We start from the raw sequence: 26,315 nt of genomic DNA, 5'->3' as shown, positions 1-26,315 counted from the left end.
ATATAAATAAGTTTGGAGATATTAAAGTGTTCAAAAAAGCTTTGGTTGTTGCATTAATGGGGATGTCTTCTTTTACTTTTGCTGGTAACTGGCAAGTGAAATTTGGTGGTAGTGTTGTCGCTCCTTCGGAAGATACGACACTTGCTGAAAACACTGTAGTTAAAGCAGACAATGAATATGCATTTACACCATCAGTAGAATACTTTTTTGGCCAATCTCCATTTTCGGCTGAATTATTATTAGCAACACCAATTAACCATGATGTATTGCTAAATGGAAATAAAGTAGCGAGTCTTAAACAGTTACCACCAACCATTACTGCTAAATATAATTTTAAAAATTCGACTCGTTTCACGCCGTATATTGGTGTTGGTGCTACAGCATTTATTGCTTGGGATGAAGATGGCATTGTAAAAGATGTGAAAGAAGATTTTGGTGTAGCAGGACAAGTTGGTTTTAATTTCCAGCCTGCTGATGCTAAAAACTGGGGAGTATTTGTAGATGTTCGTTATGCTGATTTAAGTCCGAAGGTTACTTTAAATGATGGGACTAGATTTAATTTAGATATTAATCCATTTGTTTACACTTTAGGTTATAGCTATAAATTTTAAGCATAATAATAAATAGAACAATATAATAATAAACCTAGACTCAGGCACCTCACATATATTTTATGTGAGGTTTTTTTATGAGTTTTACTTGCACTAAAAAAAGCATAAAACAGACAGTTTTCTACACATCTTATGCATATTTTTTTCTAAACTAATTTTTATTCATTACAAAACATGGAAATAAAATCATGAACAAAAAATTAGCGATGTATTTGGCTCTTTTTAGTGGTATTGCCTTTGCACAGAGTTTGCAAGCTGCAAGTTTCTCGTGTGATGCTGCAAAAACTAAAACGGAAAAAAGTATATGTAAAAACCGTTCTTTAAATGATGCAGATGTAAAAATGGCAACAACCTATCAAATTGTTCTGCATGCTTTACCAATGGGTGGGCGTGATAGCCAGAAAGATGCTCAATACCAATGGCTGAAAAAAAGAAATGCTTGTGCTGCTGGTGTAAGTTGTATTGCTAAAGCTTATCAACAACGTCAAAAGCAGTTAGACACAATATTGCAAGATAGAGTGCTAAGCCATGGCCCATTTTAATTAGAGTAAAAATTTTTAATATTCAGGATTGAAAAATTCTAGAAGTACTCCATTCATAAAGCATTCGAGAACAAACAGACTTCAAAATTTAAGGAGTGATTTATGAGTGAACAAGCATCACAAAATTATAGTTTCCAAGCGGAAGTTGCACAGCTTTTACATTTAGTGACGCATTCTCTCTATTCTAACCCTGAGATTTTCTTACGCGAGCTTATCTCTAATGCATCAGATGCATGTGATAAGTTGCGCTTTGAAGGAATTAATCATCCTGAATATTATGAAAATGATCCAGATTTACATGTACGAGTCATTTTAAATAAAGAAGATAAGACTTTAACGATTTCTGATAACGGTATTGGCTTAAACCAGCAAGAAGCGATTGATAACTTGGGTACCATTGCAAAATCGGGTACTAAAGATTTCATGTCAAAATTGACTGGTGATCAAAAAGCAGATGCTCAGTTGATTGGTCAGTTTGGTGTTGGCTTTTACTCAGGTTTTATTGTTGCCGATAAAATTACGGTGGAATCACGCCGTGCAGGTCTAGATGCATCTGAAGGGGTGCGTTGGATTAGTGGTGGTACAGGCGAGTTCGAAGTCCAGCAAATTGATAAGGCTTCACGTGGTACCGACATCATTCTTCACTTGCGTGATGACGCGCTGGATTATTTAGAATCTCATAAAGTTAAGCAGATCATTAATAAATACTCTGATCACATTAGCTTGCCAATTGAAATGCAAAAAGAAGTTTGGCAAGAGGAAGAGGCGGCTGAAGGCGAAGAGTCTAAAGGCGGTCAAATGGTCAAAACTGGCGAGTGGGAAGCGATCAACTCGGCAAGTGCGTTATGGACACGTAACAAGAGTGAAGTGACTGAAGAGCAGTACATTGAGTTTTATAAAAACTTAACTCATGACTTTGATGCACCACTAGCTTGGGCGCATAACCGCGTTGAAGGTAGTACCGAATATACCCAATTACTTTATATTCCAAGTAAAGCGCCACATGACATTTTTACTCGTGAAGCAAAAGCGGGCATTAAGCTCTATGTGAAACGTGTCTTTATTATGGACGATGCGGATAATTTAATTCCAAATTATCTACGTTTTGTTCAAGGTGTAGTGGACAGTGCTGATTTACCACTGAATGTCAGCCGTGAGTTGTTGCAAGAAAGCCGTGATGTAAAAACGATTCGAGAAGGTAATGCACGCCGTGTATTAACTGTGCTTGATGGTTTGGCTAAATCGGAAGATGAAAAAGACCAAGAAAAATTCAAGACCTTCTATAGTGAGTTTGGCTCAGTTATTAAAGAAGGCTTGGGCGAAGACTTTGGTAACCGCGAACGTATTTTAAAATTATTACGTTATGCGACTTCAACAAATGATGAAGTAACGACTTCTTTCGCTGACTATAAGGCACGTATGAAAGAGGGCCAAAAAGCCATCTATTATGTGACTGCTGATAGTTTAGCGGCAGCGAAAAACTCGCCACAGCTTGAGTTGTTCAAGAAAAAAGGCATTGAAGTATTATTAATGGCAGAGCGTGTTGACGAATGGGCAATGAACTTTGTTCAAGAGTTTGAAGGTACGCCATTAAAGAATGTCTCTAAAGGCGCGGTTGATTTAGGTGACTTGCAAGATGCTGAAGAGAAAAAAGCACTTGAGCAAGCAGCTGAACAGTTCAAACCTGTTGTTGATAAGCTAAGTGATTCATTGAAAGCGAAAACCAAAGAAGTACGCGTAACTACGCGTCTGGTCGATTCTCCTGCGTGTTTAGTAACAAGCGAAGGTGAGTTATCACCTCAACTCATCCGTATGTTAAAACAAGCGGGGCAAGAAGTTCCTGAAATCAAACCAATTTTAGAAATTAACCCTGAACATCCATTAGTGAAAAAACTTGAAGGTTCAGAACATTTTGATGATTTGGCAAATGTGATTTTCGATCAGGCCGTTATTGCTGAAGGTGGTTTACCAGAAGACCCGGCAGCTTATGTAAAACGTATTAATAGCTTATTGCTGAAATAATTCGGTATAAAAAAAAGCCTCTGAACCTTCAGGGGCTTTTTTGTGGATAAAGAAAGAGTTATCCACAACTTGGTGATTTCTGACTAAAAATTAGCTTCTAGATTCATTTGAACGCTGAGTTGATGTTTCGGATCATCATCAATATGGTTAAAAAAGTTAAGGTCATTTTGCATAAAAAGCCAATTTCGCCACACAGGCTGGCGCCATGAAATATAAGGTCCCCAGCTATTTAGTCGCATATCATTTTTGGTATATACACCACCACTATAAACACCGTAAGTCAGACTATTATCTTTTACAAACTCAAATTGTTGAAAAGTCCAATTTCCCCAGTTGTAATCTTCATTTTCGCTCTTGTTTACATTAAATTTATTTGAAAATAATGTGTTATCTTGCATTTTCTGCGTTAGGTTTAAGGTAGTTTCAGTATAGTGCCGGCTGGTCGAACCATAGCGAAAGACCTGTTCAGTATCCAAACTAATGTTATGCCTTAAATTCCATTTTTTCTTGGCCAAAAATTGTACATAGACATCACTTTCTGAGTTTGAACCTAAATCAAGATTATTTTCAAAAGGCATCCAGGTTGAAATGGTGGTCCAGCTTGCAGTGAGTGGATTAATTGGTTCAATTTGATTTGATGAAGCCTTCTTTTTTTTCTTACCCAAGGCTTTATAAGGTTGTTTAGGCTGTGTTGCACGCTTCCATAACGTATCATTCCCAAATACAGCTATAAGCTCTTGAATTAGAGCATCGTCTGATAAAGCATTGCTTGTTTCTAGTTCACAAGGAGAGCGAGAAAGTGATTGTCTTTTGACTTTAGTGAAACTCGTAGAAGAATAGGGGTAACGCCGTGACCGTTGATGTTTTGATGAATTATAAAAAAATTGAGTATGAGGAAGTAAAACCAATATACCCAAACTATAAATACAAATGAAGAAAGTTGATCTATTTTGAAATGGGAAAGAAGAGAATTGATTCATTTTTCTAAAGACAAGAATCAAAATTGAAAATTAGAACAATATCTTAAGATGCGAAGCTTAAATTTTTATTTAAAAATTTTATTATTGATCACCTTGGATGAGGTTCCAAGGTGATCTTAATGAGTTTAGAAAAGTGCTTCTAGGCGTAAGAATGTGCTTACATAATGATTGCGATCTTCGCGGTGATCATTAATGTAATTTACATCTCCCTGAACAAAGAACCATTCACGCAAAACGGGTTGGCGCCATGAAACAAAAGGCCCCCAACTATTTAGGCGCAAGTCATTGTCGCTGTAATAACCACTGGTATAAATACCGTAGTTAAAACGGTTATTTGCAAAGAAACTATGTTGGCGGAAAGTCCGGTTTTCCCATTCTAAATCATCGTCTTGGTCATCGGCATAGGTTAAGCTGAACTGATTCGATAAAATCGGGTGGTTTGGTTTGGCATGTGTAAGTTCAAGATTAGTACGTAAGTAGTTTTCGCTGTCTATGCCATAACGATAAATTTGCTCAGCATAAAACTTAAAATCATTACGGAGTTGCCAATCTCTCGATGCTTTTAAACGAACGTAAATATCGTCTCCAGAACGAATACCTAAGTCAGCATCTGTTTCAAAAGGCAATTTTTTCGAGAAATCTGACCAACGTAATGCGATTGAACTGTTGTCATCTCGAGTTTGCTTACCATCTAGCTTCTTATTTGAATCTTGATTCGGGTTCTGGTTAATATTGGCTGGGCTATTATCAAATTCGTTATCTAAAGAGTCATCACCAAACACGACGCTTAGACGTTTTTCTAGAGTAGGTAGCTTAATCCTACCGCGAATTCTGGGCTTAATTTCAAAGTTATCGTATTCATTCCAATAGTTATCGACCATTACGCGGATGGTTGCTGTAGCAGGTTTCTGTGGATCGACTTCACCAAACCAGTTATCAATTTTTTCAGAAGTACGATCGGCCCAATGACGAATGTTCTTTTGTTTACGGTCAACCCATGTTTGATCTTCTGTTTGTTCGGTAGGTGGAACAATAGGTTGATTAGACTGCTCTGGAAAAATGGTGGGGGTCGCATCTACCCAGCGCGGAATCTGATCTAGAAGATTTTCATCCGTTGTGGCTTCGGTTTGGACTCCAGAGCTTGAACCTTCGACCATTTGAGTTGAAGAAGTATGAGTTGCCTCTGCATGAGTTATGCACACCGAACCAAACCCAAGCGTTAAAAGTGCAAAAAGCTGCCGGTACGGCATTACGTGAAATGTTTTCATATCTATCTTTATGTTTTGTTGTTGTTTCCACTTTTGTTGATTTTTCTAATAAAATCAAGAGGGAGACACAAAAGTTAAGTAAATTTAACTTTTCTTACATATTTGAAATAAATTAAAAAGTTTAAGCTAGTAGCGATTATTTTTACATAAAAAAATCCCCCAGTTAAGGGGGATGATAGATCAAGGAAACTTCAAATTCCGATCATTAAACACATAAAAAACAGAACATTACAGCGCGAATATTCTAAGCGGCAATGATAAACTGATTTTAAACAATTGGATAGTTCTTTTTTTAGAACGCTCTATTGCTAAAATGGTGATAAAACATACGATTTAATCACACTTTTAATTGTGCTGATTTATTTCTGTGGAATATCACATGATTCATCATTACAAACAGCCGCATCATCCTGTTCAACTTCTTCAGCATTTGCTTTGAGCTGTGCTTGCTCTAAGACGTTTAAAAAGACTTCACGTGGTTGAGCACCTGCAAGCGCAATTCTTTGATCAAATACAAAAAAAGGCACGCCAGTAACATTTAACTGCTCTTTCGCAATTTTTTCGTCATGACGAACAAAGTCAGATAGTTCATTTGTATCTAATACAAATTCAACTTCGGCATTATCAAGACCAATACGAGAAGCGATTTCTTCAACAACCTCACGTTCACCAATTGCCAAACCTTCGGTCATATAAGCATGAAAAAAAGCTTCTTTTGCTTGGTTGCCTAAGCCTTTGCTTTGTGCAAGGTGAATAATACGGTGTGCATTGAAACTATTGCCAGAGTTAGCCTTTTGCCATTGGAAATCAATACCTTCAGAGGCAGCCATGGCCGCAATATTGCGCTCCATTTCTTCCATCTCTTCATAGGTGCGGCCGTATTTTTTAGCCAAACGTTCTGTATTGGATGTGTCATGTTTTGCTGGTGCATCAGGATCTAATTCAAAACTATGCCAGTGAATTTCAAGCTCAATACCTGCTTCAGCAGCTACATGTTCAAGGCGTTTTTTGCCGATATAACAGAAAGGACAAACTACATCAGACCAGACATCAACACGCATGGGAGAATCTCATAAATTTTAATTACCCATCATAATAGGGATGATGTACAAGGATTTAAAGCTTTGAATAGCGAATAGAGTGTTGCGTATTGTGAAATAAATGGCATATAAAGAAGATATAAGCTCTATTTCATAACTATAAAGAGCAAAACTATAAGAAGGGAAATAGGAGGTGTGTATGCGCCGAGTTTTGATTGCAATTGCAAGTCTGGTTGTTATCACGAGTATTATTTTTTTCACCTATCAACATATCAAACAGCAACAGGCCAAAGACAGTAGCCAAATGTTTGATGTGGTCATGACTGAAAAAATGAACCAGCTTTATGACCAAGCACAAGACTGGTCTAAGCCCATCCAACTTGATATTCACGATAAACGTTTGGCAGGTCACTATAAGCAAATTTCAGAATTTCTCTTAAGTTATTGGATTCAAAATATAAATGCACGTAATGAATATTTAAGAGAATTAAAAGCAGCCAAGTGGGATACTTTTTTAAATGTTGATCGTTTAGATCTTGATAAAAAACAGAAGTATGTGGAAACAGAAAAAATGTTAGCCGATGTTCGTACGGCTTCAGATAAATATCAAACTCAATATGAAAAAATTCATAAAACTTTCTTAGCAAAAGTTCAGGAATTATCTGTGGATGCAGAGATGAGGCAACTGCTGGAAATGAAATTGGGGTCTCAACAAAAGGCTGATCAAGATCACGCAATTTTTATGATTGAACTGCAAATTTTAGATAAAGCAGAAGAAATGTTTAAACTTCTAAAAAACTATCCATGGCAAAAGAAAGACCAAATGATTTTTTTTCATGAAAATGCCCAAGTCAAAAAATTTAACCAGCTTTACCAAGATGTTTTAAAGCTGAATGCAAAAGTTGAGAAAATTAAGAAAAGGAACGTAGCTGCATTAGAGGGAGATTTAAAAGAATAAATTGAACGTGAGCATCAAAATTTATGGATTGGTGCTCTTAGCTTTTCCTTTAGTTAAAAAAGATTGTAATAAACTTTGAGAAGTTTGTAGTTTGATTAACTGCTGGGACACGTGCACGAGCTCAGTTTGCAGCTTTTCTTGAACTACTGAACACAGCGTAAATACGCGTTCATCTAAATCAAAACAAGGCAACAAGACCTGAATGTCTTTTAGATTCATTCCTGCATCATTTAATATTTTAATTTTCTTAATATTTTCAATATCTTTTTGCGTATAACTTCGATAGTTATTACTCGCCCGATGAGGCTGTATAAGCCCTAAACTCTCATAATAACGCAGCATACGAGGGCTTACTTTTGTGAGTTCGGCAACTTTGGCAAGGTTCATAAAATAGGGTTGACCTTAACATCGGTGTCATAGTTTAGCATGTTTATATCTTTCAAAATGGTACTTGTTCCATGATTAGAAAACTCATTTTATTGGTGTTATTCGGCTTCATGTCATTTGTTGCAAATGCCAAAACAATTGAACTTCGGGAGAACAACATGCGTCAAATATTTGTACTTCATGGTTATTCAGCTTCTATAGATGATCATTGGTTTTTAGATTTAAAACATCAAATAGAAGACGAACATACAACGGTTACCTTAATTCCATTTCCAGATTCTGAGCATCCAGATGTGGATGCTTGGCAGAAGGTTTTAGATCAACAGATCCCTAGTGTGGATGAAAATACCTATTTTGTTGCACACAGTTTAGGAGTGATTACGTTACTGCACTTTTTACAAAGACATGATTATCAAAACATTGGTGGAATGATTTTAGTATCCGGATTTTCTGGAACTATTTCAGATTTTTCTCCACTCGATGCTTATATAACAAAAAGCAAAGTCGACACGAGTTACTTTCATCGTATAAAGAAAAAGCTTGTGTATTTGTCTGATAATGATGATTTGGTTCCACCAAAACTTACGATTCAATTCGCTAAAGAAATTGATGCGCCGTACATTACAGTACCAAATGGCGGGCATTTTTTAGGAAGGGAAGCTTATACGACGTTTCCACAAGTCGTGAATTCTTTAAAAGAGATGTTAGAGAACTAATAAAAATCCCCGTATTGATCGGGGATTTTACTTTTTGAAAACTCATTATTGTCATTGAAAGTTTATTAAGGCTGATAAAGGACACCCAATATTTTAGAAGGTAATACAATTACATCGAAAGTTAAGGCAAAAGGAAGTAATGGCAAGTTTGCTAACTTCTCCTTAGTTGATAAGGACACTTTTCCGCTTTTATCGTGAAGATATTTGATTCTGACGTGATAGGGCTTAGATAAATGGGTTATTGTTTTAAGATTGTTTACAGGAGGATAAACAGTTCCTTCAAGATTAAGATCAAATTTATGTGATTCTAATTTTTCTGTGCAGTCACACTGAACCACGCCATATTGTTTGAATAAAGCTAGTTCCTTTTCATTCAGTTTTCCATGAGGCGGATTATAAGAAAATCTCATGTGCCCGCTAAAATGGTTACTGTTGGAAGCAGGTGCAATAAAATCCAGATCATTACTTATTTGAATATATTGTGGATTTAACTGGTTAATTAATTGAATGAAATCGTTACCGCCTTTACTAATGACATAACTATATTTTTTACCTGCGATGACAATACTGTTCTCCGGTTCATTAGGGAGAGATATTGATGGCTTTCCGAATGCCATTACATCATCCTCAACTAAAGTGATCCATTCATGGCCTGACTCATATTTTGTAAATAGCTCTCGTGTACTTTCACCAATAACGCGATTACTCGTACAACCAGTGAGAAATAAACTGACTAGCAGGCAGCTCATGAGAATGTTCTGATTTAATATTTTAAAGTTCATTATTTCTGTTGAATTCAATGGATTTATAAAAGTCTGACTATAAACAAAAGATCTTAATATTTAAATCTAACAGTATGATCTGACTTAGTCACATTCAGGCTAATTTCTAAAATATTTTTATAAAGAACCTTACTATTACATTAAAAATTTTAATTATATTTACCGTTTATCTGAGCCTTACTGAATCGACTTCGACTTTGTTGTAGCCTATTTATAGATACTTTTAATTTAATCATCATCTTTTAATTTGAATAGGGTGACTGATTTTTGGAGCAAGTTATGAACTTTCTAAAACAATCAGCTTTGATCGCTGCATTTGCTTTTATGGGGTTGCCGACTGTTCAAGCTGAAGAGGTCGCTACGTTACCTACAATTCGCGTTATGGCTGAATCTGAGCTGCGTGAAGAGGTGGGGTTTGTACCATTTCAAGAAGATAAAAAAGTGCGTCAGGCTCTGCAACATCGTGAGTATAAAACTCATTATGATATACAGAATGCTTTAGTCCCTGAAGGCATGACTACAGTAGATTATCAGCCAGTCATGGCGCAGCCAGATTTGTCTCAACTTTCTCCGTTTCTGCAAGAATATATTTTAGCGGTAGCAGGAGGAATACAATCCTCTGACCCAACCAATGGTATCTTTGAAATGTTAAGACCTTTGAACATTAATCGAAGTAATGTTGATGCTTATCGTGAGGGTACGATGAAAGTGAATATTCAAGATATTATAGATTTACAGAAGAAAATCGAAAATGGATTAGCTGGTCGATAAAAAAATCCCCGCATAAGCGGGGATTTCTTTTACGAAGTATTTAAGAATTAAACACGTTCGATAATCGTTGCAATACCTTGACCAAGGCCGATACACATAGTCGCAAGACCGATTTGAGTATCTTGTTGTTCCATTACGTTTAACAACGTAGTGGTGATACGCGCACCAGAACAGCCTAGTGGGTGACCCAAAGCAATTGCACCACCATTTAAGTTAATGATGTCTTGCTTGTCATAAACGCCTAAGCCTTTCATTACTGATAAGCCTTGAGCAGCAAATGCTTCATTTAATTCGATAGTTTGAATATCAGCCATCGTTAAACCAGCACGTTTAAGCGCTTTTTGAGTTGCTGGAACTGGACCGTAACCCATGATTGCAGCATCACAACCTGCAACTGCCATAGAGCGAATCACAGCGCGTGGTTTTAAACCTAACGCTTGTGCGCGCTCAGCAGACATAAGCAACATTGCAGAAGCACCGTCAGATAAAGCTGAAGATGTAGCCGCAGTTACAGTACCGCCTTTCGGATCGAATACAGGACGTAATGCTTTGAATGATTCAAGATTTGCATCTGGACGAATCACTTCATCGATGTCGCAAAGGATTTTAAAACCATTTGCATCGTGGCCTTCAACACCAACGATTTCGTTTTTGAAACGACCTTCTTGTGTTGCAGCCCAAGCACGGCGGTGAGATTCAACACCAAAAGCATCTTGTTCTTCACGGCCAATGCCATTCATGCGACCTAACATTTCAGCAGTTAAGCCCATCATGTTAGATGCTTTAGCGTAGTGTTTAGATGCTTCTGGGTTAAGGTCGATGCCATGCATCATACCTACGTGGCCCATGTGCTCTACACCACCAATAATGAATATATCACCTTGGTTGGTTGCAATCTGCGCAGCAGCAGTATGAAGCGCTTGCATAGATGAACCACAAAGACGGTTAACAGTTTGACCTGCCACAGTTTTTGGTAGGTCAGCCAATAAGCCGATGTTACGTCCAATGTTCATACCTTGCTCTAGAGTCTGGTTTACACAGCCCCAGATTAAGTCTTCAACTTCATTGGTATCAAACTGGTTACGAGCAACGAGTGCACGAACTAATTCAGCAGATAAGCTGTCAGCACGTACATTGCGGAACATACCGTTTTTGGTTTTACCCATTGCAGAACGTACGCCATCAACGATGACAACGTCACGTGGATTTAAAGTAGCCATTCACGTTGCTCCTTAACCGTAGAATTTTTTGTTGTTAGCAGCCATGTCACGCAACATTTGTGGCGCTTCATAAGCCTTACCTAAGTGTGCATATTTGTCGCAAAGCGCAACATATTCAGCAACACCTGTTTGGTCGATATAACGACATGGACCACCACGGAATGGAGGGAAACCTACACCCATAATCATTGCCATATCAGCTTCAGCTGCAGTTGCAACGATGTTGTCTTCTAAGCAACGAACTGTTTCGTTACAGAAAGCAAGCATCATGCGGTCAATGATTTCTTGGTTATCAAACTCGCGTTTTTCACCCGTTACGAAAGGAGCAATGATTTCATACGCTGTTGGATCAACAGTTTTTGCTTTCTTGCCTTTCTTGTCGAGTTCGTATTTGTAGAAACCAACGTCATTCTTTTGACCAAGACGTTTAGCTTCGTACATTGCTTGGATTGAACCTTTGTAGTCTGGCTTCATACGGTCTGGGAAACCTTCAGCCATCACTTCTGCACCATGTACACCAGTGTCGATACCTACAACGTCGATGAGGTAAGCAGGACCCATTGGCCAGCCAAACTTAGACATTACATTGTCAACTTGCTGGAAGTCTGCGCCGTCTTTTACAAGAAGGTCAAATGCACCAAAGTAAGGGAACAATACGCGGTTAACCAAGAACCCTGGGCAGTCGTTTACAACGATTGGTGTTTTACCCATTTTTTGAGCGAGAACAACAGTTGTTGCAATTGCTTCTTCAGAAGTCTTTTCACCACGAATCACTTCTACCAATGGCATCATGTGAACTGGGTTGAAGAAGTGCATACCAACAAAGTTTTCAGGACGTTGTAATGCTTTCGCTAAACGTGTAATTGAAATTGTAGACGTGTTAGACGCAATAATCGTGTTTTCACGAACATGCTTTTCAGTGTCTGCAAGAACGATTTCTTTAACTTTTGGATTTTCTGTAACCGCTTCGATCACGATGTCGACTTCTTTAAACTCATCATAGCTTAAAGTAGGGCGGATACGTGCAAGGGTTTCACCCATTTGCGCAGGTTTCATTTTCTTACGTTCAACTTGTTTAGTTAACAAGCTGTTCGCTTCTGACATACCTAGAGCAAGTTGTGGATTACCAATATCTTTCATGATAATTGGAGTGCCTTTGCTTGCCGCTTGGTAAGCAATACCACCACCCATGATACCAGCGCCAAGTACAGCTGCTTGATTTACAGGGTGAGCACCTTTTTCATGTTTCTTAGCAGTTTTCTTAACAATTTGGTCATTGAGGAATAAACCAATCAATGCACCAGCTTGTGGAGTAATTGCTGCTTTAGCAAAACCTTCAGCTTCAGCTTTTAATGCTTCGTCACGCGCAAGGCTTGCACCTGCTTGTAATGAGTCAAGTAATAATTTTGGAGCAGGGTATTGAGCAGGATTCGCTTTAGCAAGTACAGCACCTTTTGCTGTGTTGAACGCCATCATTTGTTCAAGCGGGTTCAATTTTACAGCATCAAGTTTTTCTTGACGTTTTGCTTTCCAGTTTAAACGACCAGAAATTGCTTGCTTAACTAAATCTGTTGCAGCATCAAGTAATTTATCAGCAGCTACAACCGCATCTACAGCACCGTCTTTTAATGCAGCAGCCGGTTTTTTAGGAGCAGCCATCGCCATCCATTCAACCGCGTTGTCGATACCTATAACACGGCTTAAACGTACGCTACCGCCAAAACCTGGGTAAATACCAAGTTTAATTTCTGGTAAGCCCACTTGTGCAGCTTCTGACATCACACGATAGTCACACACTAAGCACATTTCAAAACCGCCACCTAACGCCATACCGTTAATAGCAACAACTTTTGGAATGTCTAAATCTTCAAAGCTATTGAAGATTTCGTGAACAGGCATAAGCCAGTCAACAATCGCTTTTTCACCTTGAGCGAAATTTTCACCAAACTCGGTAATGTCTGCTCCAACAATAAATGTTGATTTGCCAGAGGTAACAACTAAGCCTTTAATATCATTATTTGCTTTTACCGCAGCAATAGCAGCTTGGAAATCTTCAATTGTTGCACGGTTAAATTTATTGACCGACTCACCTTGTAAGTCAAAGCGGAATTCTGCAATTCCGTCCGAAAGCATTTGGACGGTAATGGCATTGCCAGCGTGGATCATGCCTGATCTCCTTGGTTTTGGAGGACTTCTAAATTGATGTTATGAAGCGTGTGCACAGCTTTGGTACACATTTATGCTTCGCTAATCTTACGATAACTATATCTAAAAAAAACCTGACAAGTTGTATCAAGCCGTGACGCAAGGGTCATCTTATTTTTTATTTAATTCATCTCTAGTAAATGCATAAAAGAAATCATAAAGATAGGTGTAAAACAAAGTCATTTGTTTTAATTTAATTTTTTCTTTATAACGCATTGGAATTATCAAATTTTTATATAAAAACGATTAAGTTTTAAAGCTTAACTTTTTGTCAAAAAAGTCAATTGTTCAAGTCATAGCCTATAAAAGAAAATAGGAATATGCATAAATTTTAAGTCCTTAAAGTTATGGAAAAATAACGTATATTTATTTTTTTTATTTAAAGTATGATCTCTATCATTTGACTTAATTTTTTACATTGGCTTTTTATAAGTCAATTTTGTTAAAATTTGCGCCAATTAAATAAATCTCCGGTTTCTATTGCCTTAAATATAAGGTGAAGTTGCCCCAATCTTTTAAAAGAGTAGCAATATGATTAAGTGGATCATATTAGCGATTTTTGTGATATCAGCATTGTATATCCAACATCGCGGCAAAGTGCGTCACTCGTTTTATCGTCAATTTTTTGACCATTCAACCTTACTCGCACCGATTAACTTTTTAATGTACATCTTTTCAAAGGTGCCGAATCAGCCTTATATCGACACTCAGCATTTTAAAGATTTAAAAGTGTTGGATGAAAATTGGGAAATGATTCGTGATGAAGCGAAAGCTTTATATGATCAAGGTGGGATTAAAGCATCGAGTACTTATAACGACTTAGGTTTTAACTCGTTCTTTAAAACAGGCTGGAAACGTTTTTATTTAAAATGGTACGAATCGAGTCATCCGTCTGCTGCTGAGCTTTGTCCAAAGACCACAGCTCTTCTTAAAACATTGCCGACGATTAAAGCCGCAATGTTTACTGAGCTTGCACCCGATAGCCGTTTGGTAAGACACCGTGACCCATATGCAGGTTCATTGCGTTATCACTTGGGTTTAATTACGCCGAATGATGATCGTTGTTTTATTGATGTTGATGGTGAAAGATACTCTTGGCGTGATGGTCAAAGTGTCGTGTTTGATGAAACGTATATTCATTATGCTGAAAATAAGACCGATCAAAACCGTATCATTTTCTTTGCAGATGTTGAACGTCCAATGAAAGTGAAATGGATGGAACGTTTCAACCATTGGTTCGGTCGTAGTGTGATGACTGCGGCAAGCTCACCGAATGAAACAGGTGACCAAACAGGTGGCTTAAATAAAGCGTTTGGTTATGTCTACCAAATTCGTATTAAAGCCAAAGCATTAAAAGCTAAAAACCGTAAGTTGTATTACTTCTTAAAATGGTTCTTGATGCTTGGGATTTTCTTCCTGATTTTTGTTCGACCATACGTATTTTAATTAAAGCGCCCGAAAGGGCGTTTTTGTTTTAAGCTAAAAATAGTCTGTTATAAGGAATAGATTATTAATAAAATATAGATTAAATCTTTAGTAAATAAGTTCCCCATCTTTGAAAACTTGAATAAGACTCCCTTGCCAACCATAGATGACAACACGATCTGTCTCTGATTCAATCATTAAATATCCTTTTTCTATATCGCCTTCAACAATGATTTCCACTTCAGAATTTGATTCAATATCATATTCTTCTGCCCAAGGTTCGAGTATTAATTTGATTTTCTCGTTTTTCGAGTTTCTATAAATAAACTTTTGTTTTAATCTCATAATTTTATTTTCCTAACTATAATTCCATATATATTATTCTTGTGATTTGTCTTTATCTTTTATTTTGGTAAGGAATTCATCTTGTAGATCTCCACTTAAAATTACTGTCTTCTCATTTTCTGTATATGTCAGCATAAACTCACCAGAAATCTCGTCTAAGCTCACAGGACCATCAATAATACCTAGAATTGTACTTGTAGTATCAATAGTAGTCTGTTTAATAATCTTAAATAAAGTTTCCTTATCCTTTTGAGATAAAGATTGATAAAAAGTGAGAGCATCAAGCCAGTAGGGATCTTTTTTAATTGTATTATCCATTAAAGTGGATGAATAAATATGTTTATAAGTATCGATATATTCATCTGAAACAGTATTTATAAGTTCTTTGACAAATTCTTTAGTATTCATAGGAAGTAACCTTTATTAAGTTTTGTGACTCACTTCACAGTGCTGGCAATTTGTTACAACTATTAAAAACCAATAAGCAATTTTGATTCTACAATGACGCGGTTTTTTCGAAGACTGGTTAGCGGAAGTAGGTTTTAAAATGGCTCATGCTCATCACGCAGTTCATGCACATGTTCATCATATCAAAGTGAGAAAAGAAGACAGTTCTCAAAGCGATTTAAAAACGAAAGTGATGTTACGTAAAGCAGCTTCGACGACTGAAAAACATAAAAAATCTGATGCGAAAAGACATCAATCTGAAGATCAAAATATTAATTTGCACAAGTTCTCAAGTAAGCTTGAAAGTATATCTGCCAACCATAGCAAAGAAAAATGTGCCAAAAACATCCGTATTGCTTTACAAGCAGCAGGTGCAGATGTGTCTAAGCACCCAGTAGCTGCCTCTGATTGGGGGCATACGCTTGAACAAAATGGCTATAAGAAAATTAAACCTGCTTTTAACCGTCCTCAAGAAGGTGATATCTATATTATTGAGCGGACAAGTGGCCACACATATGGTCATATTGCGGGATATACAGGCAATGGCTGGTTCTCGGATTTTCGCCAAAAAACTTATGCTGTCTATAAAGAAAAAGATGTGAAATATAGCTACTATCGTCTCGATTCTTAAAATAGTACGACATAGTCTGTCGGGGCCTATCAAAATCTCTTTTCAAATTTGGCTTCTTGCACAGTAAAGCACTTGAAAAGTAGGGGTGAAAACATCACATTAGCTATTCAGTATTAAGCCATGTCTGCCGATAGTGAATCAAAACGCTCGTCCCCACATTGAAAAAATTTTAGCCCACATGACCCAACTTCCAGGCGTTTATAAAATGCTAGGGAAAGAGGGTGAATTGTTATATGTCGGCAAAGCAAAAAACCTAAAAAATCGGGTGTCGAGTTACTTTGTTAAAACGATTGAGCATCCTAAAACTCAGGCTTTGGTTGCAAGAATTTATAATATTGAAACTTTGGTGACTCGTTCAGAAACCGAAGCATTACTTTTAGAACAAAACCTAATTAAACAACATCGTCCGCCTTATAACATTATGCTGCGGGACGATAAGTCATATGTCTATATTTTTGTTTCGTCAGATAAGCCCTATCCTCGACTTGCGAGCGGTCGTGGCAAAGGGAAGCATCAAATTGGTAAGTTCTTTGGACCTTATCCAAGCGCCTATAGCGCTCGCGATACCTTACTTGTTTTGCAAAAACTTTTTAATGTGCGTCAGTGTGAAAATAGCTACTTCTCACAGCGCAAGCGCCCATGTTTGCAATATCAGATCAAGCGTTGCTCTGCACCTTGTGTAGGTCTGATTTCACCCGAAGATTATAAAGAAGACGTTAATAACAGTATTCGCTTTTTGCAAGGCGACACCAAAGAGTTAAATCAAGAGCTCATTGCTAAAATGGAGCAAGCCGCGGCTGAACTTGAATTTGAAAAAGCTGTTTTTTACCGCGACCGATTGTCTTTGCTTCGTGAAGTACAAGCACAACAGGCTGTTTTTAAGGTTAAGGGTGAAGCGGATATTCTGGCAATTGCATATCAGGCTAGCGTGACTTGTGTGCAAATTATGTATGTACGCAATGGGCGAATGTTGGGTGGTAAAAGTTATTTCCCAGACATGCTTGGCGATGATCTTGGTCAAATGCTCAGTGACTTTATGGCTAACTTTTACTTTCAGGTTGCAGATGAAGTTCCAAATGAACTCATTGTGAATATTGCTTTACCTGACCATAAAGAGTTAGAAGAAGCATTGGCACAGCAGTTTGGTAAGAAGGTCCAAATTAAGAGTAGTGTGCGAGAAACTCGTGCGGAGTGGCTAGAGCTTGCTGAAATGAATGTTCAACATGCCATTAAGGGACAGCTGAGTAATCATTTAGAACTCAATGAACGTTTTCATCAGTTAGAACAAGTGATTGGAAGACCAGTCGATCGTATTGAATGCTTTGATATTAGTCACACCATGGGTGAAGCTCCAATTGCATCATGTGTGGTGTTTGACCAAGGTGGTGCTCGTAAGCGTGATTACCGCCAATTTGCCATTCAAGATATTACCGGTGGCGATGATTACGCTGCCATGCGCCAAGCCTTAACACGACGTTATAAAAAAGCCATATTGCCTGATCTGTTGTTGATTGATGGCGGTAAAGGTCAACTTCACATGGCGATGGATGTCATGCAAGAGCTTGGGCTCGATGCTTTTATGGTGGGGGTCTCTAAAGGTGAAGGTCGTAAACCCGGGCTTGAAACCCTACATTTTACTGATGGCACGAAAATTCAATTACCAGAAGACAATAAAGCATTGCACTTGATTCAACAGGTGCGTGATGAAGCCCATCGCTTCGCAATTACTAAACACCGAGCTAAACGTGATAAACGTCGTAGTACATCAGTTTTAGAAGCAATTCCGGGGTTGGGACCGAAACGCCGTCGAGATTTATTGACTCATTTTGGTGGGATCCAAGGTGTTTTGAAAGCTTCAGAAAAAGAGCTCACACTTGTGCCTGGTTTTGGTGAGATGATGGCCAGAACAATTTATAAAATTCTGCACGAATAAGCATAGGCTTAAAGGTCGAGTGACAAAATAATTCACCAATTACTCAATGATTGACCATTCACATTCCAATCAAAATGATGAAAGATATTTCCTAATAACACTTTCGTTTTAGGGAAAGGAATGTCATTACTGCGAATATTTGAAGAAATAAAAGAAAAGGAATGGATTGAAATACCTGAAGGATGGTTGCAAGGCCGCACGGTTTTTGGTGGCTTTGTTGCAGGGTTATTGATGCAAAAAGCATGTTCAAATATTCACGACTCAAATAAAAGATTATTAAGTTGTAGCATTACTTTTGTTGGCCCTGTACAGCAGGGACCTGCTCAGTTGACTATTGAAATTTTAAGGGAAGGAAAGTCGGTCACTACGCTTGAAACTCGTTTATGGCAAGATGGTGCTGTACAAACTATTTTGGTTGCAAGCTTTGGTGTGCCTCGCACTTCGAATATTGAAGTACGCCAAGAACCTATGGTTCCAGTTTATGCACAGCCAGAAGACTTACAGCCTCTTCCTTTTGCTAGACAAATGCCAGAATGCTATCAACATTTTGATGTATGCTGGGCAGAAGGTCATCATCCTGTTACAGGAAGTCAGTATGCTGACTTTGGAGGATGGTCAAGGTTCTCCCCAGAGAAGCATGAAAATCGTCAAATGACTTTGCCAGATTTAATTGTTCTGATGGATATTTGGCCACCTGGTGTATTGCCGATGTTTAAACAAGTTGCTCCTGCAAGTTCTTTAACTTGGCACATCACCTATGTGCATCCGATCCAGCATCAACTATGTGACTGGTTTAAATATAAAGTGGTAACTGAATATGCTGGTGAAGGTTATTCCACAGAATATGCGCATTTATGGGATCAAAATGATCATTTAATTGCAATTTTACGGCAAACTGTTACGGTATTTACCTAAGCAGTCTACTTCCTCGATTCATATATTTCGTATAAAGTGGCTGTTACAGATAGATACAATATTGAAGAAAGTATTTTTGTCTGTTACAAGATGCTTGAAGACTAAATTGGCGGTGTTTATGACCACAGGGCGAATCCTGAATATCCCAAATATCCTAACGTTGGCGCGTATCGCGCTTATTCCTGTATTTTTGGTGATTGCGTATTGGCCGCCTGCAATGGGTATTGGTGAGCAAGAAGGAAGTATGAGTCGTCATATTATCTTGACTGCAATTTTTGTGTTTGCTGCTATTACCGATTGGTTTGATGGCTATTTGGCACGAACTTTAAACCAGACTTCAGCATTTGGCCGTTTTTTAGATCCAGTTGCAGATAAGCTTATGGTGGCAGCTGCACTGATTGTTTTGGTGCAGTGGAATCCCACCATATCAATGGCTTTTGCTGCAATTGTCATTATTTCAAGAGAAATTACAGTTTCTGCTTTACGTGAGTGGATGGCAGAGCTTGGCGCAAGAACGAGTGTGGCTGTATCGACAGTAGGCAAATATAAAACAGCTTTTCAGATGATTGCCATCAGTGTGTTTTTACTTAATTGGCAGCCTTTAGAAATGCTGGCATATGCCTTGTTATATACCGCTGTGATTCTTACTTTATGGTCAATGTTTATTTACCTAAGAGCAGCTTGGCCTTATTTGAAGCAACCTTAATTTCAGATTGAATGATTAAGCCTTTCTATAATGAAAGGCTTTTTTATTTTCGGATAGTGCAAGAATCGGGTCGTCACCGAGCTTTAGCTACTTTAATGTAAGATATAAGTGCTAAGGAGGTGACACATGCAAATGCTTTCTTCTCGGCAATTTGCTGTAATTGCCACAGTAATTGAATATTTATATGAACATCTGGATCAGCAACCTAGTCTGGACGATGTTGCGAGTCATATGAATTTAAGTTCAGGTTATATTCAACGCCAGTTTCAAGAATGGGTGGGTATTAGCCCGAAGAAATTTGTTCAATATATGAGTTTGCAGCAGGCTAAATATTATTTGATGCAGCAACGTAGCTTATTAGACACTGCTTTAAACACAGGTTTGTCTGGTACCGGTCGTTTACATGATTTGTTTATTCAGCTTGAAGGCATGACGCCTGGTGAATATAAACAGCAAGGTGAAGGGGTTACACTTAATTATTCGATTGAAACGAGTCCCTTTGGTGAGTTGCTGGTTGTAAGTAGTGATAAAGGGATATGTTCTGTTCGCTTTATCGATACTCGTGAGAATATCGAAGAAATAATTAAACAGCAGTTCCCTAAAGCTCAATTAAAAAATCAGGCGCCGATTTGGCATCAACAAATTGCGCAGTGGTTCGAACAAGATTTCTCAGAACACTTACAGCAAAAACTTCCGCTTAACTTGGCTGGAACTCCATTTCAATTGCAAGTCTGGGAAGCGTTACTGACCATTCCAGAAGGGCAATTGCGGACCTATCAAGAGATTGCCGAACAGATTGGCAAACCTAAAGCAGTTCGAGCCGTTGCTACAGCGATTGGACAAAATCCGATTGCATATTTAATTCCTTGTCATCGGGTGATACGTGCAACAGGCATGGTCGGAGAATATCATTGGCAAAAGGGGCGTAAATTGGCATTGTTAGCCTGGGAGATGTCAAAGCAACATGGAGAGACCGAATGACCTTGGATTTATTTGCTCCAGAGCCTTGTGAAAATTTATTACCTTATGATGGTGAAGTTCAGGACTATGGTTGTATTTTAAGCTCAGAAGAAGCCGAACAATATTTTCACTATCTTTACCAACATCTCGCGTGGAAACATGACGAGGCTAAGTTGTATGGTAAGCACTTTATCACCCCTCGAAAAGTGGCATGGTATGGGGATAATTATTATCAATATAAATATTCGGGTGTCATTCGTGATTCTTTGCCTTGGGATCGAGCGCTTGCCAAACTCAAACAATTGGTAGAACAGCGACTTTCAGAAAAATTTAACTCGTGCTTGGCAAACCTTTATGAAGATGGAACACAAGGGATGGCTTGGCATAGTGATTCGGATGTTTCTTTAGCGAAAACTACAACGATTGCATCTTTAAGTTTTGGAGCTACCCGTAAATTTTCTTTTAGACACATTCAAAGTAAAGAGAAAGTTGAATTGTGGCTACAACCAGGCCAACTCATCGTGATGCGTGGTGAAACGCAACAACATTGGCAACATCGTTTAAATCGCTCAACAAAGATTTTACAGCCGCGTATTAATCTTACTTTCAGGCAGTTTCAGTTTTCATGACTTTCATCAAAAATTGGGCAAGAAAAAAGCCCATGATGGCAACATGAGCTTATTCCTCTGAGGGGGATGCTTCTATTGATGAGCTGCTGATGAAAAGAATCATCAATAGGAGCTAAAATCATAATATGAGAATATTGTGATCTATTCAATGCATTAAAATGTAAGAAAAGGTTAAATTATCATAAAGTCGGGTTTTAAATTTCACCTTTTTCAGATAACTCCATAAAACGTTGTTCAATAAGTGCTGCATTTTCTTGCAAAATTTCGGTGAGCTTTTCAACATTTAAAAAATCAAAACGATTTTTAGAAGCAACTAAAGTTAAAGCTAAAGGTACCTCTTTGTTCGAAAAACGAACTGGAACGGCAAGGCCAGAAACATTGGGGTCAATCTCACCTTGTGAGAAATAGAATCCTTGTTTTTTAATTTTACGCATACGCTGAATAAAGCTTGGTTCATCTTCAGCAAAACCTGATTGTTTTAATTCTTGCTGGTAACGATGATAGTAGTCTTGCATCCGTTGTTTACTTAAATGCGAAACCATCGTTTTTGGGGATGACCCAACGTAAATAGGTCTTGGGCAGCCTCGGCCATATGACAGTAATTCGGTGTCTTTGAAGATTTCATGGTGAATATCAATACAGTAATCATCATTTAAATAAGTGAGCAAACAGCAGAGTTCGGTACGCTCTACAATATTTCGCATAAATGGTGTGCTGATTTGAACTAACGGATCAGTAGTTCGAGAAATATAGTCAAGAACTGCAATTTTTGAGCCTAAGGTATAATCGCCAGACGTTCCATTAATGCGTTTTAATAGATCGGTAGACACCAGTTCTTTCAGATAACGGTAACTGGTTGGTTTAGACAAGCCAAGTTCTTCGCAAATAATATCGACATTAATGATTGGACGCGAAACTGAAAATAGGTCCAGTACGGTTAAAATTTTGCCAAAACTTGAAATTGCCATAGCGTCTTGTTCGTATCCTTTAACAAAGAGTCATGTTTGAGTTCTTATAACAGAAAAAAAGAAAATTTGTCTCAATTCTAAAATAAATGCCTGATGTGAGTATTTTACTCTGACAAAGAGAAAACTTCTCTTGGCTTATACATCATATACGATTATCAAAAAATATATCAAATTATCAAATAGAGATATTTTAGTTGACTAAATTGCTTTATTTTGAAAAAATTGCCAAACAAAATATCTAATCGAGAAATTGGTCGATTCTAGGCGAATTTCTTGATGCCTCTTCTTTCCAAAGTTTGGCCGTTTAAATAACGTCCAAATTGAAATCATCTGGGCCAATCAGGCAGGATGTGGAAAAATCATTGTATTGAAGGATGCTCCTCATCTCATTTGCTTTTAGGCAAATGGCACAGTTTTGTTGTCTCTAGAAAGGCAATTTAACATTGAAGGGCATGCTCATCAGTTCAAATCTGTATTTGAGATGAGTTCATGTTATTAAAGCAAATACTGGCGTTTCGCCCGAGTAGGCTTGATCTGATCTTTGCAACAAAAACATTTATTGCCGGAATGCTGGCGTTATTTGTTTCATTTGAATTAGATCTGATTAACCCGATGTGGTCGATTGGTACGGTCTTGATTATTGCCAATCCCTATTCGGGAATGGTGTCCTCTAAATGTGTCTACCGTGTGGTAGGGACGATTGGTGGGGCTGTGATTGCCTTAACACTAACGCCACATCTAATTAATACACCTTGGTTGTTTACCGTGGTGTTGTCGTTGTGGGTGGGTTTTGCGCTTTATGTATCTTTACTTGACCGGACTCCACGCAGTTATGCTTTTATGCTGGCGGGTTATTCGACAGCCATGATTGTCTTCAATGCGATTACCTATATTGATCAATACAATATTTTTGATATTGCTTTAGCTCGGGTCATAGAGATTTCGATTGGGGTGATTTCAAGCGCTGTGGTTTCTGCCACTATTCTTCCAATGCACATTGGTTCTGCGATTAAGCAACGCGTCATCAAAACGCTGAAAGATACAGAAAATCTGTTTGCCAATTTATTAACTGCTGACCCGCAGCAGAATAATACTCAACTTTTAGCGACCATTACTCGCGACACCACAGATATTCATGCTTTGGCAGTACATTTGAGTTATGAAAAGGGTGAGTTGCATGGCATGACCAAACCCTTGCAGGAAATGCTTCATCAAATCTCAATGGTGGTTGCTAATCTGGTGGCTTTGTCTGAGCGTATTAAGCAACTTCAAGAACTTCGATTCATCGAAACTCATGCAGAAAAACTGCAACAGCTCTCGGCTCATGTTGTACAGTTTTTAGAGCAAAAAGATCTGATTATTGATGAAAATATTTTGCAGTTACCTGATGAGTTTGAAAGTGATTTTGCAAGTTTGATGGAATCGGCTTCTACACATCAGCAAGTTTTGGTCGCAGCCATGAAAATGGATGTGCGCCATTTCATTAGCAATGTTTTAGCGGTTAAAGTCTTGTGGCAGCGAATTCAGCAAGGTAATAAAGAAATTCCTGACAACATTACGCCAATGACCACCAAATATCCGAGTTTACACCGTGACCATGGTGTGGCGATACGAGGTGGCATCAGTGCAGTCCTTATTACATTTATTGTGACTGGGGTCTGGATTATTTCGGGGTGGAAAGCTGGATTTATGATGGCGCAAATGGGCGCAGTAACGGCCTGTATTTTAACGGCCTTAGATAATCCCGTTCCAGTTTTGCGTATTTTTATCTGGGGCAGTATCGCTTCAGCAGTTTTAGTCTTCGTTTATGCATTTGGTATTTTCCCTCATGTCACCACATTTTGGGAACTTGGACTGGTTTTATTACCTATGTTCCTGTTTGCAGTTTCTATGATGGCTAACCAGATGCTTATGCCAGTGGGTATGGTTTTGGGTATTAATACCATGATGGGCCTAAACCTGCACAATGCTTATAGCATGGATGCAGTGTCTTATCTTGATGGTTCTTTTGCCATGATCTTGGGTGTCTTAGTGTCTTTAGTTGTCATTGACGTGGTTCGTGCAATGTCTCCAGACACGAGTGCCAGCCGTATTTTGGCCTTGCATTATCGTGCAATGAGACAGGCGATTTATTTGCCATATGGTCTTGATTTTAAAGTTCACTTACGCAGCATGCTAGACCGAATTGGGATTCTAAACAGCAAAATGGTGCAATCTGGCGAGATTAAAACTTCAATTCATCAAGCACTGATTGAGTCGAGCAGTATTGTCGATTTAAGTAGATTACAAGAACTGGCGAATCAGTTCCCTCAAAATTCAGAACTGGCTCATCACATCGGAAATCTGCAACAAAATCTGGATGAGCTGTTTAGAGCTAAAGAAAATGATGCAGACAATACTGCGGCTTTAGTGGAAAAAATCCATCAAGCTTTATTTGAACTAAAACAGCTTGCTTCAAATGTTGAAGATATGATTATGCGACAAAGATTACTCATTTCACTTAACAATATTGCTTATAGCATGTGTCATGTTTCATCAGATCAAATGAATGAAAACAGTACCTTTAGAGGAGCCACAGCAAATGGGTGAGTTTAATGTTTATGGCATTTACGTGCCTTCTTTGCTCGTTCAAGCCCTCTTGGCATATATATGTTTCCGTGGATTAAGTGTTTTAACCAACAAGTGGATTGCACAAGGCTGGATTGCATTACCTAGTATTTTTAATTTGTGTTTTTACCTTTTATTGCTCTTGGTGATACATCAAATTTTTGTTGGGGTGGGTGCATAGAGATGATTGCGAAATTAAAGATTGAGTTAGGTGAGTGAAATGAATCAGGTGGATTTGAAAAAAGTCATCCGTCCAGTAATTTTGATTATCGCATTAATGGTTGCGGTCTATACCATTGTGCATTTGTGGAACTACTACAATGCAGCGCCGTGGACACGAGATGGTCGAGTTCGTGGTGACGTTATTCAAGTATCTTCGGATGTAGCTGGCCTTGTCACAGAAGTTTTGGTTCAAGATAACCAGAGTGTGAAGAAGGGGCAGGTACTCTTTAAAATTGATGTGTCTCGCCGAGCTTTGGATGTAGAGCAAGCAAAATCTGATTTAGCAAAAGCGAAAGCAGCATTTGCTCAATCACAAGCAGGCTTAGCTCAAGCAAAAGCAAACCTGATTAAATCAGATACCAATATTCGTTTAGCTGAAAAAAATGCGAGCCGTTATTCAAACTTAATGGATGGGGCGATTTCAAAACAAGAACAAGATCAGGTTTTTGCAACACGTGATCAATCCCATGCAGAGCATGAGCAATTACAAGCGGCAATTGAGCAGGCAGAAGCAACTGTTAAGCAACAGCAGGCCTTGATTGAGGCAGCAACGAGTAATTTACATTTGGCTGAGCTTAATATGCATCGTGCTGCGGTAATTGCTCCCGCTGATGGTACTTTATCTAACTTTGATATGAGCCCAGGTAACTATGTTCAAGTAGGCCAAGCGGTTGCTGCATTACTTGACCGTAAACAGCTGTATGTCGTGGGATACTTTGAAGAGACCAAATTAAATCGTATTCATGTCGGTGATCAGGCCACTGTACAGTTAATGGGTGATAACCAAAAAATTAAAGGCCATGTACAAGGTATTGCATCGGGAATTGAAGATCGTGAGCGTTCAAGTAGCTCTAAGCTTCTTGCCAATGTAAACCCAACCTTTAGCTGGGTTCGTTTAGCACAGCGTGTACCCGTGAAGATCGTGTTAGATGAAACACCGAAAAATCAGCTTGCTTTTGTCTCGGGACGAACTGCTACCGTACATATTGTTGAGAAGTAAAAAAGAAGGAAGGCTTTAGCCTTCC

The 26,315-nt window shown here is 38.3% G+C and carries 26 protein-coding genes and 1 pseudogene; 17 read left to right on the top strand and 10 right to left on the bottom strand.

All coding sequences use genetic code 11. The features are described 5' to 3' along the window. The first annotated feature begins 26 nt into the window (after positions 1-26). From F936_RS04200 to htpG, 3 genes are all read left to right on the top strand, one after another. Entirely contained in the window at positions 27-611 is a 585-nt protein-coding gene (locus tag F936_RS04200; RefSeq protein WP_026070293.1) for an OmpW/AlkL family protein, read from the top strand. 188 nt (positions 612-799) lie between these two features. After that, positions 800-1,153, top strand: coding sequence for a lysozyme inhibitor LprI family protein (locus F936_RS04195; protein ID WP_005045158.1), 354 nt, complete (start codon positions 800-802; stop codon positions 1,151-1,153). 102 nt (positions 1,154-1,255) lie between these two features. After that, complete coding sequence (gene htpG, locus F936_RS04190; RefSeq protein ID WP_005045156.1) at positions 1,256-3,175, top strand: molecular chaperone HtpG; 1,920 nt, start codon at positions 1,256-1,258, stop codon at positions 3,173-3,175. A gap of 83 nt (positions 3,176-3,258) precedes the next feature. Here htpG and F936_RS04185 read toward each other — a convergent pair whose 3' ends face one another. From F936_RS04185 to F936_RS04175, 3 genes are all read right to left on the bottom strand, one after another. Next, positions 3,259-4,155, bottom strand: a complete 897-nt coding sequence (locus F936_RS04185) for a hypothetical protein (protein ID WP_005045154.1) — start codon at positions 4,153-4,155, stop codon at positions 3,259-3,261. Between the two features lie 125 nt (positions 4,156-4,280). Then, positions 4,281-5,423, bottom strand: a complete 1,143-nt coding sequence (locus F936_RS04180; RefSeq protein WP_005045152.1) for a hypothetical protein — start codon at positions 5,421-5,423, stop codon at positions 4,281-4,283. Positions 5,424-5,782: 359 nt separating this feature from the next. Next, positions 5,783-6,484, bottom strand: a complete 702-nt coding sequence (locus F936_RS04175) for a DsbA family oxidoreductase (RefSeq protein ID WP_003654526.1) — start codon at positions 6,482-6,484, stop codon at positions 5,783-5,785. Positions 6,485-6,662: 178 nt separating this feature from the next. Between F936_RS04175 and F936_RS04170 the strand changes: the two genes are divergently transcribed. Then, a complete protein-coding gene (locus F936_RS04170; RefSeq protein ID WP_005045150.1) occupies positions 6,663-7,421 on the top strand; it encodes a hypothetical protein in 759 nt (252 codons plus the stop codon). 21 nt (positions 7,422-7,442) lie between these two features. On the opposite strand, the gene F936_RS04165 is transcribed toward F936_RS04170, so the two are convergent. Beyond that, a complete protein-coding gene (locus F936_RS04165; RefSeq protein ID WP_005045149.1) occupies positions 7,443-7,808 on the bottom strand; it encodes a MerR family transcriptional regulator in 366 nt (121 codons plus the stop codon). Between the two features lie 71 nt (positions 7,809-7,879). Between F936_RS04165 and F936_RS04160 the strand changes: the two genes are divergently transcribed. After that, complete coding sequence (locus F936_RS04160; protein ID WP_016801761.1) at positions 7,880-8,524, top strand: RBBP9/YdeN family alpha/beta hydrolase; 645 nt, start codon at positions 7,880-7,882, stop codon at positions 8,522-8,524. A gap of 65 nt (positions 8,525-8,589) precedes the next feature. Here F936_RS04160 and F936_RS04155 read toward each other — a convergent pair whose 3' ends face one another. Next, a complete protein-coding gene (locus F936_RS04155; RefSeq protein ID WP_016801760.1) occupies positions 8,590-9,306 on the bottom strand; it encodes a YidX family protein in 717 nt (238 codons plus the stop codon). Positions 9,307-9,585: 279 nt separating this feature from the next. Here F936_RS04155 and F936_RS04150 point away from each other — a divergent pair, with 279 nt between their 5' ends. Then, entirely contained in the window at positions 9,586-10,077 is a 492-nt protein-coding gene (locus F936_RS04150) for a hypothetical protein (RefSeq protein WP_005045143.1), read from the top strand. 47 nt (positions 10,078-10,124) lie between these two features. Here the strand turns inward: F936_RS04150 and fadA are convergent, their stop codons facing one another. Continuing rightward, positions 10,125-11,297 carry an acetyl-CoA C-acyltransferase FadA gene (gene fadA / locus F936_RS04145; protein ID WP_005045141.1) on the bottom strand — a complete coding sequence of 391 codons (1,173 nt, stop codon included), beginning with the start codon at positions 11,295-11,297 and terminating at the stop codon, positions 10,125-10,127. Positions 11,298-11,309: 12 nt separating this feature from the next. Then, on the bottom strand, positions 11,310-13,463 hold the full coding sequence (gene fadB, locus F936_RS04140) for a fatty acid oxidation complex subunit alpha FadB (protein ID WP_005045139.1): 2,154 nt from the start codon (positions 13,461-13,463) through the stop codon (positions 11,310-11,312). A 570-nt stretch (positions 13,464-14,033) separates the two neighbouring features. On the opposite strand from fadB, the gene lpxO reads away from it, so the two are divergent. Beyond that, on the top strand, positions 14,034-14,948 hold the full coding sequence (gene lpxO, locus F936_RS04135) for a lipid A hydroxylase LpxO (protein WP_003654540.1): 915 nt from the start codon (positions 14,034-14,036) through the stop codon (positions 14,946-14,948). 87 nt (positions 14,949-15,035) lie between these two features. Here the strand turns inward: lpxO and F936_RS04130 are convergent, their stop codons facing one another. Together F936_RS04130 and F936_RS04125 are read right to left on the bottom strand one after the other, a co-directional pair. Then, positions 15,036-15,272 carry a hypothetical protein gene (locus tag F936_RS04130; RefSeq protein WP_005045135.1) on the bottom strand — a complete coding sequence of 79 codons (237 nt, stop codon included), beginning with the start codon at positions 15,270-15,272 and terminating at the stop codon, positions 15,036-15,038. Positions 15,273-15,305: 33 nt separating this feature from the next. Further along, positions 15,306-15,680 (bottom strand): hypothetical protein, encoded by a 375-nt coding sequence (locus F936_RS04125; RefSeq protein ID WP_005045131.1) that lies wholly within the window; start codon positions 15,678-15,680, stop codon positions 15,306-15,308. A gap of 139 nt (positions 15,681-15,819) precedes the next feature. On the opposite strand from F936_RS04125, the gene F936_RS04120 reads away from it, so the two are divergent. From F936_RS04120 to F936_RS04095, 6 genes are all read left to right on the top strand, one after another. Further along, complete coding sequence (locus tag F936_RS04120) at positions 15,820-16,350, top strand: CHAP domain-containing protein (protein ID WP_005045126.1); 531 nt, start codon at positions 15,820-15,822, stop codon at positions 16,348-16,350. A gap of 133 nt (positions 16,351-16,483) precedes the next feature. Continuing rightward, positions 16,484-18,283, top strand: a complete 1,800-nt coding sequence (gene uvrC / locus F936_RS04115; protein WP_035362051.1) for an excinuclease ABC subunit UvrC — start codon at positions 16,484-16,486, stop codon at positions 18,281-18,283. A gap of 120 nt (positions 18,284-18,403) precedes the next feature. After that, positions 18,404-19,198 (top strand): thioesterase family protein, encoded by a 795-nt coding sequence (locus F936_RS04110; RefSeq protein WP_005045123.1) that lies wholly within the window; start codon positions 18,404-18,406, stop codon positions 19,196-19,198. Positions 19,199-19,316: 118 nt separating this feature from the next. Beyond that, positions 19,317-19,904, top strand: a complete 588-nt coding sequence (pgsA, locus tag F936_RS04105; protein WP_004640822.1) for a CDP-diacylglycerol--glycerol-3-phosphate 3-phosphatidyltransferase — start codon at positions 19,317-19,319, stop codon at positions 19,902-19,904. Positions 19,905-20,030: 126 nt separating this feature from the next. Continuing rightward, positions 20,031-20,885 carry a methylated-DNA--[protein]-cysteine S-methyltransferase gene (locus tag F936_RS04100; RefSeq protein ID WP_005045121.1) on the top strand — a complete coding sequence of 285 codons (855 nt, stop codon included), beginning with the start codon at positions 20,031-20,033 and terminating at the stop codon, positions 20,883-20,885. Further along, positions 20,882-21,493, top strand: coding sequence for an alpha-ketoglutarate-dependent dioxygenase AlkB family protein (locus tag F936_RS04095; protein ID WP_004640827.1), 612 nt, complete (start codon positions 20,882-20,884; stop codon positions 21,491-21,493). The genes F936_RS04100 and F936_RS04095 overlap by 4 nt, the downstream gene beginning before the upstream one ends. A gap of 194 nt (positions 21,494-21,687) precedes the next feature. On the opposite strand, the gene F936_RS04090 is transcribed toward F936_RS04095, so the two are convergent. Further along, a complete protein-coding gene (locus tag F936_RS04090) occupies positions 21,688-22,461 on the bottom strand; it encodes an IclR family transcriptional regulator (RefSeq protein ID WP_003654555.1) in 774 nt (257 codons plus the stop codon). 367 nt (positions 22,462-22,828) lie between these two features. Between F936_RS04090 and F936_RS18605 the strand changes: the two are divergent. From F936_RS18605 to F936_RS04075, 4 genes and pseudogenes are all read left to right on the top strand, one after another. Further along, positions 22,829-22,960 (top strand): annotated as a pseudogene (locus F936_RS18605) (hypothetical protein). Further along, positions 22,951-25,050: an FUSC family protein gene (locus tag F936_RS04085; protein ID WP_005045119.1), complete on the top strand. Its 2,100-nt coding sequence runs from the start codon at positions 22,951-22,953 to the stop codon at positions 25,048-25,050. The pseudogene F936_RS18605 and the gene F936_RS04085 overlap by 10 nt, the downstream one beginning before the upstream one ends. Next, positions 25,043-25,249, top strand: a complete 207-nt coding sequence (locus tag F936_RS04080) for a DUF1656 domain-containing protein (RefSeq protein ID WP_004640831.1) — start codon at positions 25,043-25,045, stop codon at positions 25,247-25,249. The genes F936_RS04085 and F936_RS04080 overlap by 8 nt, the downstream gene beginning before the upstream one ends. 39 nt (positions 25,250-25,288) lie before the next feature. Then, the gene (locus tag F936_RS04075) at positions 25,289-26,290 is read left to right on the top strand and encodes an HlyD family secretion protein (protein WP_005045117.1); all 1,002 of its coding nucleotides are present in this window, start codon (positions 25,289-25,291) and stop codon (positions 26,288-26,290) included. Positions 26,291-26,315: the final 25 nt, after the last annotated feature.

This window comes from Acinetobacter calcoaceticus DSM 30006 = CIP 81.8 (assembly GCF_000368965.1).
GTDB classification, from domain to species: Bacteria; Pseudomonadota; Gammaproteobacteria; order Pseudomonadales; family Moraxellaceae; genus Acinetobacter; species Acinetobacter calcoaceticus.
The sequence above is the reverse complement of the archived record's forward strand: the minus strand, read 5'-3'. Positions and strand labels throughout refer to the sequence as shown.

Bases quoted from the DNA above. Each gene is read 5' to 3' on its own strand.
- F936_RS04100 (WP_005045121.1), top strand. From the start codon at position 20,031: ATGCAAATGCTTTCTTCTCGGCAATTTGCTGTAATTGCCACAGTAATT.
- F936_RS04085 (WP_005045119.1), top strand. From the start codon at position 22,951: ATGTTATTAAAGCAAATACTGGCGTTTCGCCCGAGTAGGCTTGATCTG.
- F936_RS04160 (WP_016801761.1), top strand. From the start codon at position 7,880: ATGATTAGAAAACTCATTTTATTGGTGTTATTCGGCTTCATGTCATTT.
- fadA (WP_005045141.1), bottom strand. From the start codon at position 11,297: ATGGCTACTTTAAATCCACGTGACGTTGTCATCGTTGATGGCGTACGT.
- F936_RS04120 (WP_005045126.1), top strand. From the start codon at position 15,820: ATGGCTCATGCTCATCACGCAGTTCATGCACATGTTCATCATATCAAA.
- F936_RS04165 (WP_005045149.1), bottom strand. From the start codon at position 7,808: ATGAACCTTGCCAAAGTTGCCGAACTCACAAAAGTAAGCCCTCGTATG.
- F936_RS04185 (WP_005045154.1), bottom strand. From the start codon at position 4,155: ATGAATCAATTCTCTTCTTTCCCATTTCAAAATAGATCAACTTTCTTC.
- F936_RS04180 (WP_005045152.1), bottom strand. From the start codon at position 5,423: ATGAAAACATTTCACGTAATGCCGTACCGGCAGCTTTTTGCACTTTTA.
- F936_RS04125 (WP_005045131.1), bottom strand. From the start codon at position 15,680: ATGAATACTAAAGAATTTGTCAAAGAACTTATAAATACTGTTTCAGAT.
- fadB (WP_005045139.1), bottom strand. From the start codon at position 13,463: ATGATCCACGCTGGCAATGCCATTACCGTCCAAATGCTTTCGGACGGA.
- F936_RS04155 (WP_016801760.1), bottom strand. From the start codon at position 9,306: ATGAACTTTAAAATATTAAATCAGAACATTCTCATGAGCTGCCTGCTA.
- F936_RS04080 (WP_004640831.1), top strand. From the start codon at position 25,043: ATGGGTGAGTTTAATGTTTATGGCATTTACGTGCCTTCTTTGCTCGTT.
- lpxO (WP_003654540.1), top strand. From the start codon at position 14,034: ATGATTAAGTGGATCATATTAGCGATTTTTGTGATATCAGCATTGTAT.
- F936_RS04150 (WP_005045143.1), top strand. From the start codon at position 9,586: ATGAACTTTCTAAAACAATCAGCTTTGATCGCTGCATTTGCTTTTATG.
- htpG (WP_005045156.1), top strand. From the start codon at position 1,256: ATGAGTGAACAAGCATCACAAAATTATAGTTTCCAAGCGGAAGTTGCA.
- F936_RS04110 (WP_005045123.1), top strand. From the start codon at position 18,404: ATGTCATTACTGCGAATATTTGAAGAAATAAAAGAAAAGGAATGGATT.
- pgsA (WP_004640822.1), top strand. From the start codon at position 19,317: ATGACCACAGGGCGAATCCTGAATATCCCAAATATCCTAACGTTGGCG.
- F936_RS04175 (WP_003654526.1), bottom strand. From the start codon at position 6,484: ATGCGTGTTGATGTCTGGTCTGATGTAGTTTGTCCTTTCTGTTATATC.
- F936_RS04090 (WP_003654555.1), bottom strand. From the start codon at position 22,461: ATGGCAATTTCAAGTTTTGGCAAAATTTTAACCGTACTGGACCTATTT.
- F936_RS04170 (WP_005045150.1), top strand. From the start codon at position 6,663: ATGCGCCGAGTTTTGATTGCAATTGCAAGTCTGGTTGTTATCACGAGT.
- F936_RS04095 (WP_004640827.1), top strand. From the start codon at position 20,882: ATGACCTTGGATTTATTTGCTCCAGAGCCTTGTGAAAATTTATTACCT.
- F936_RS04130 (WP_005045135.1), bottom strand. From the start codon at position 15,272: ATGAGATTAAAACAAAAGTTTATTTATAGAAACTCGAAAAACGAGAAA.
- F936_RS04195 (WP_005045158.1), top strand. From the start codon at position 800: ATGAACAAAAAATTAGCGATGTATTTGGCTCTTTTTAGTGGTATTGCC.
- F936_RS04075 (WP_005045117.1), top strand. From the start codon at position 25,289: ATGAATCAGGTGGATTTGAAAAAAGTCATCCGTCCAGTAATTTTGATT.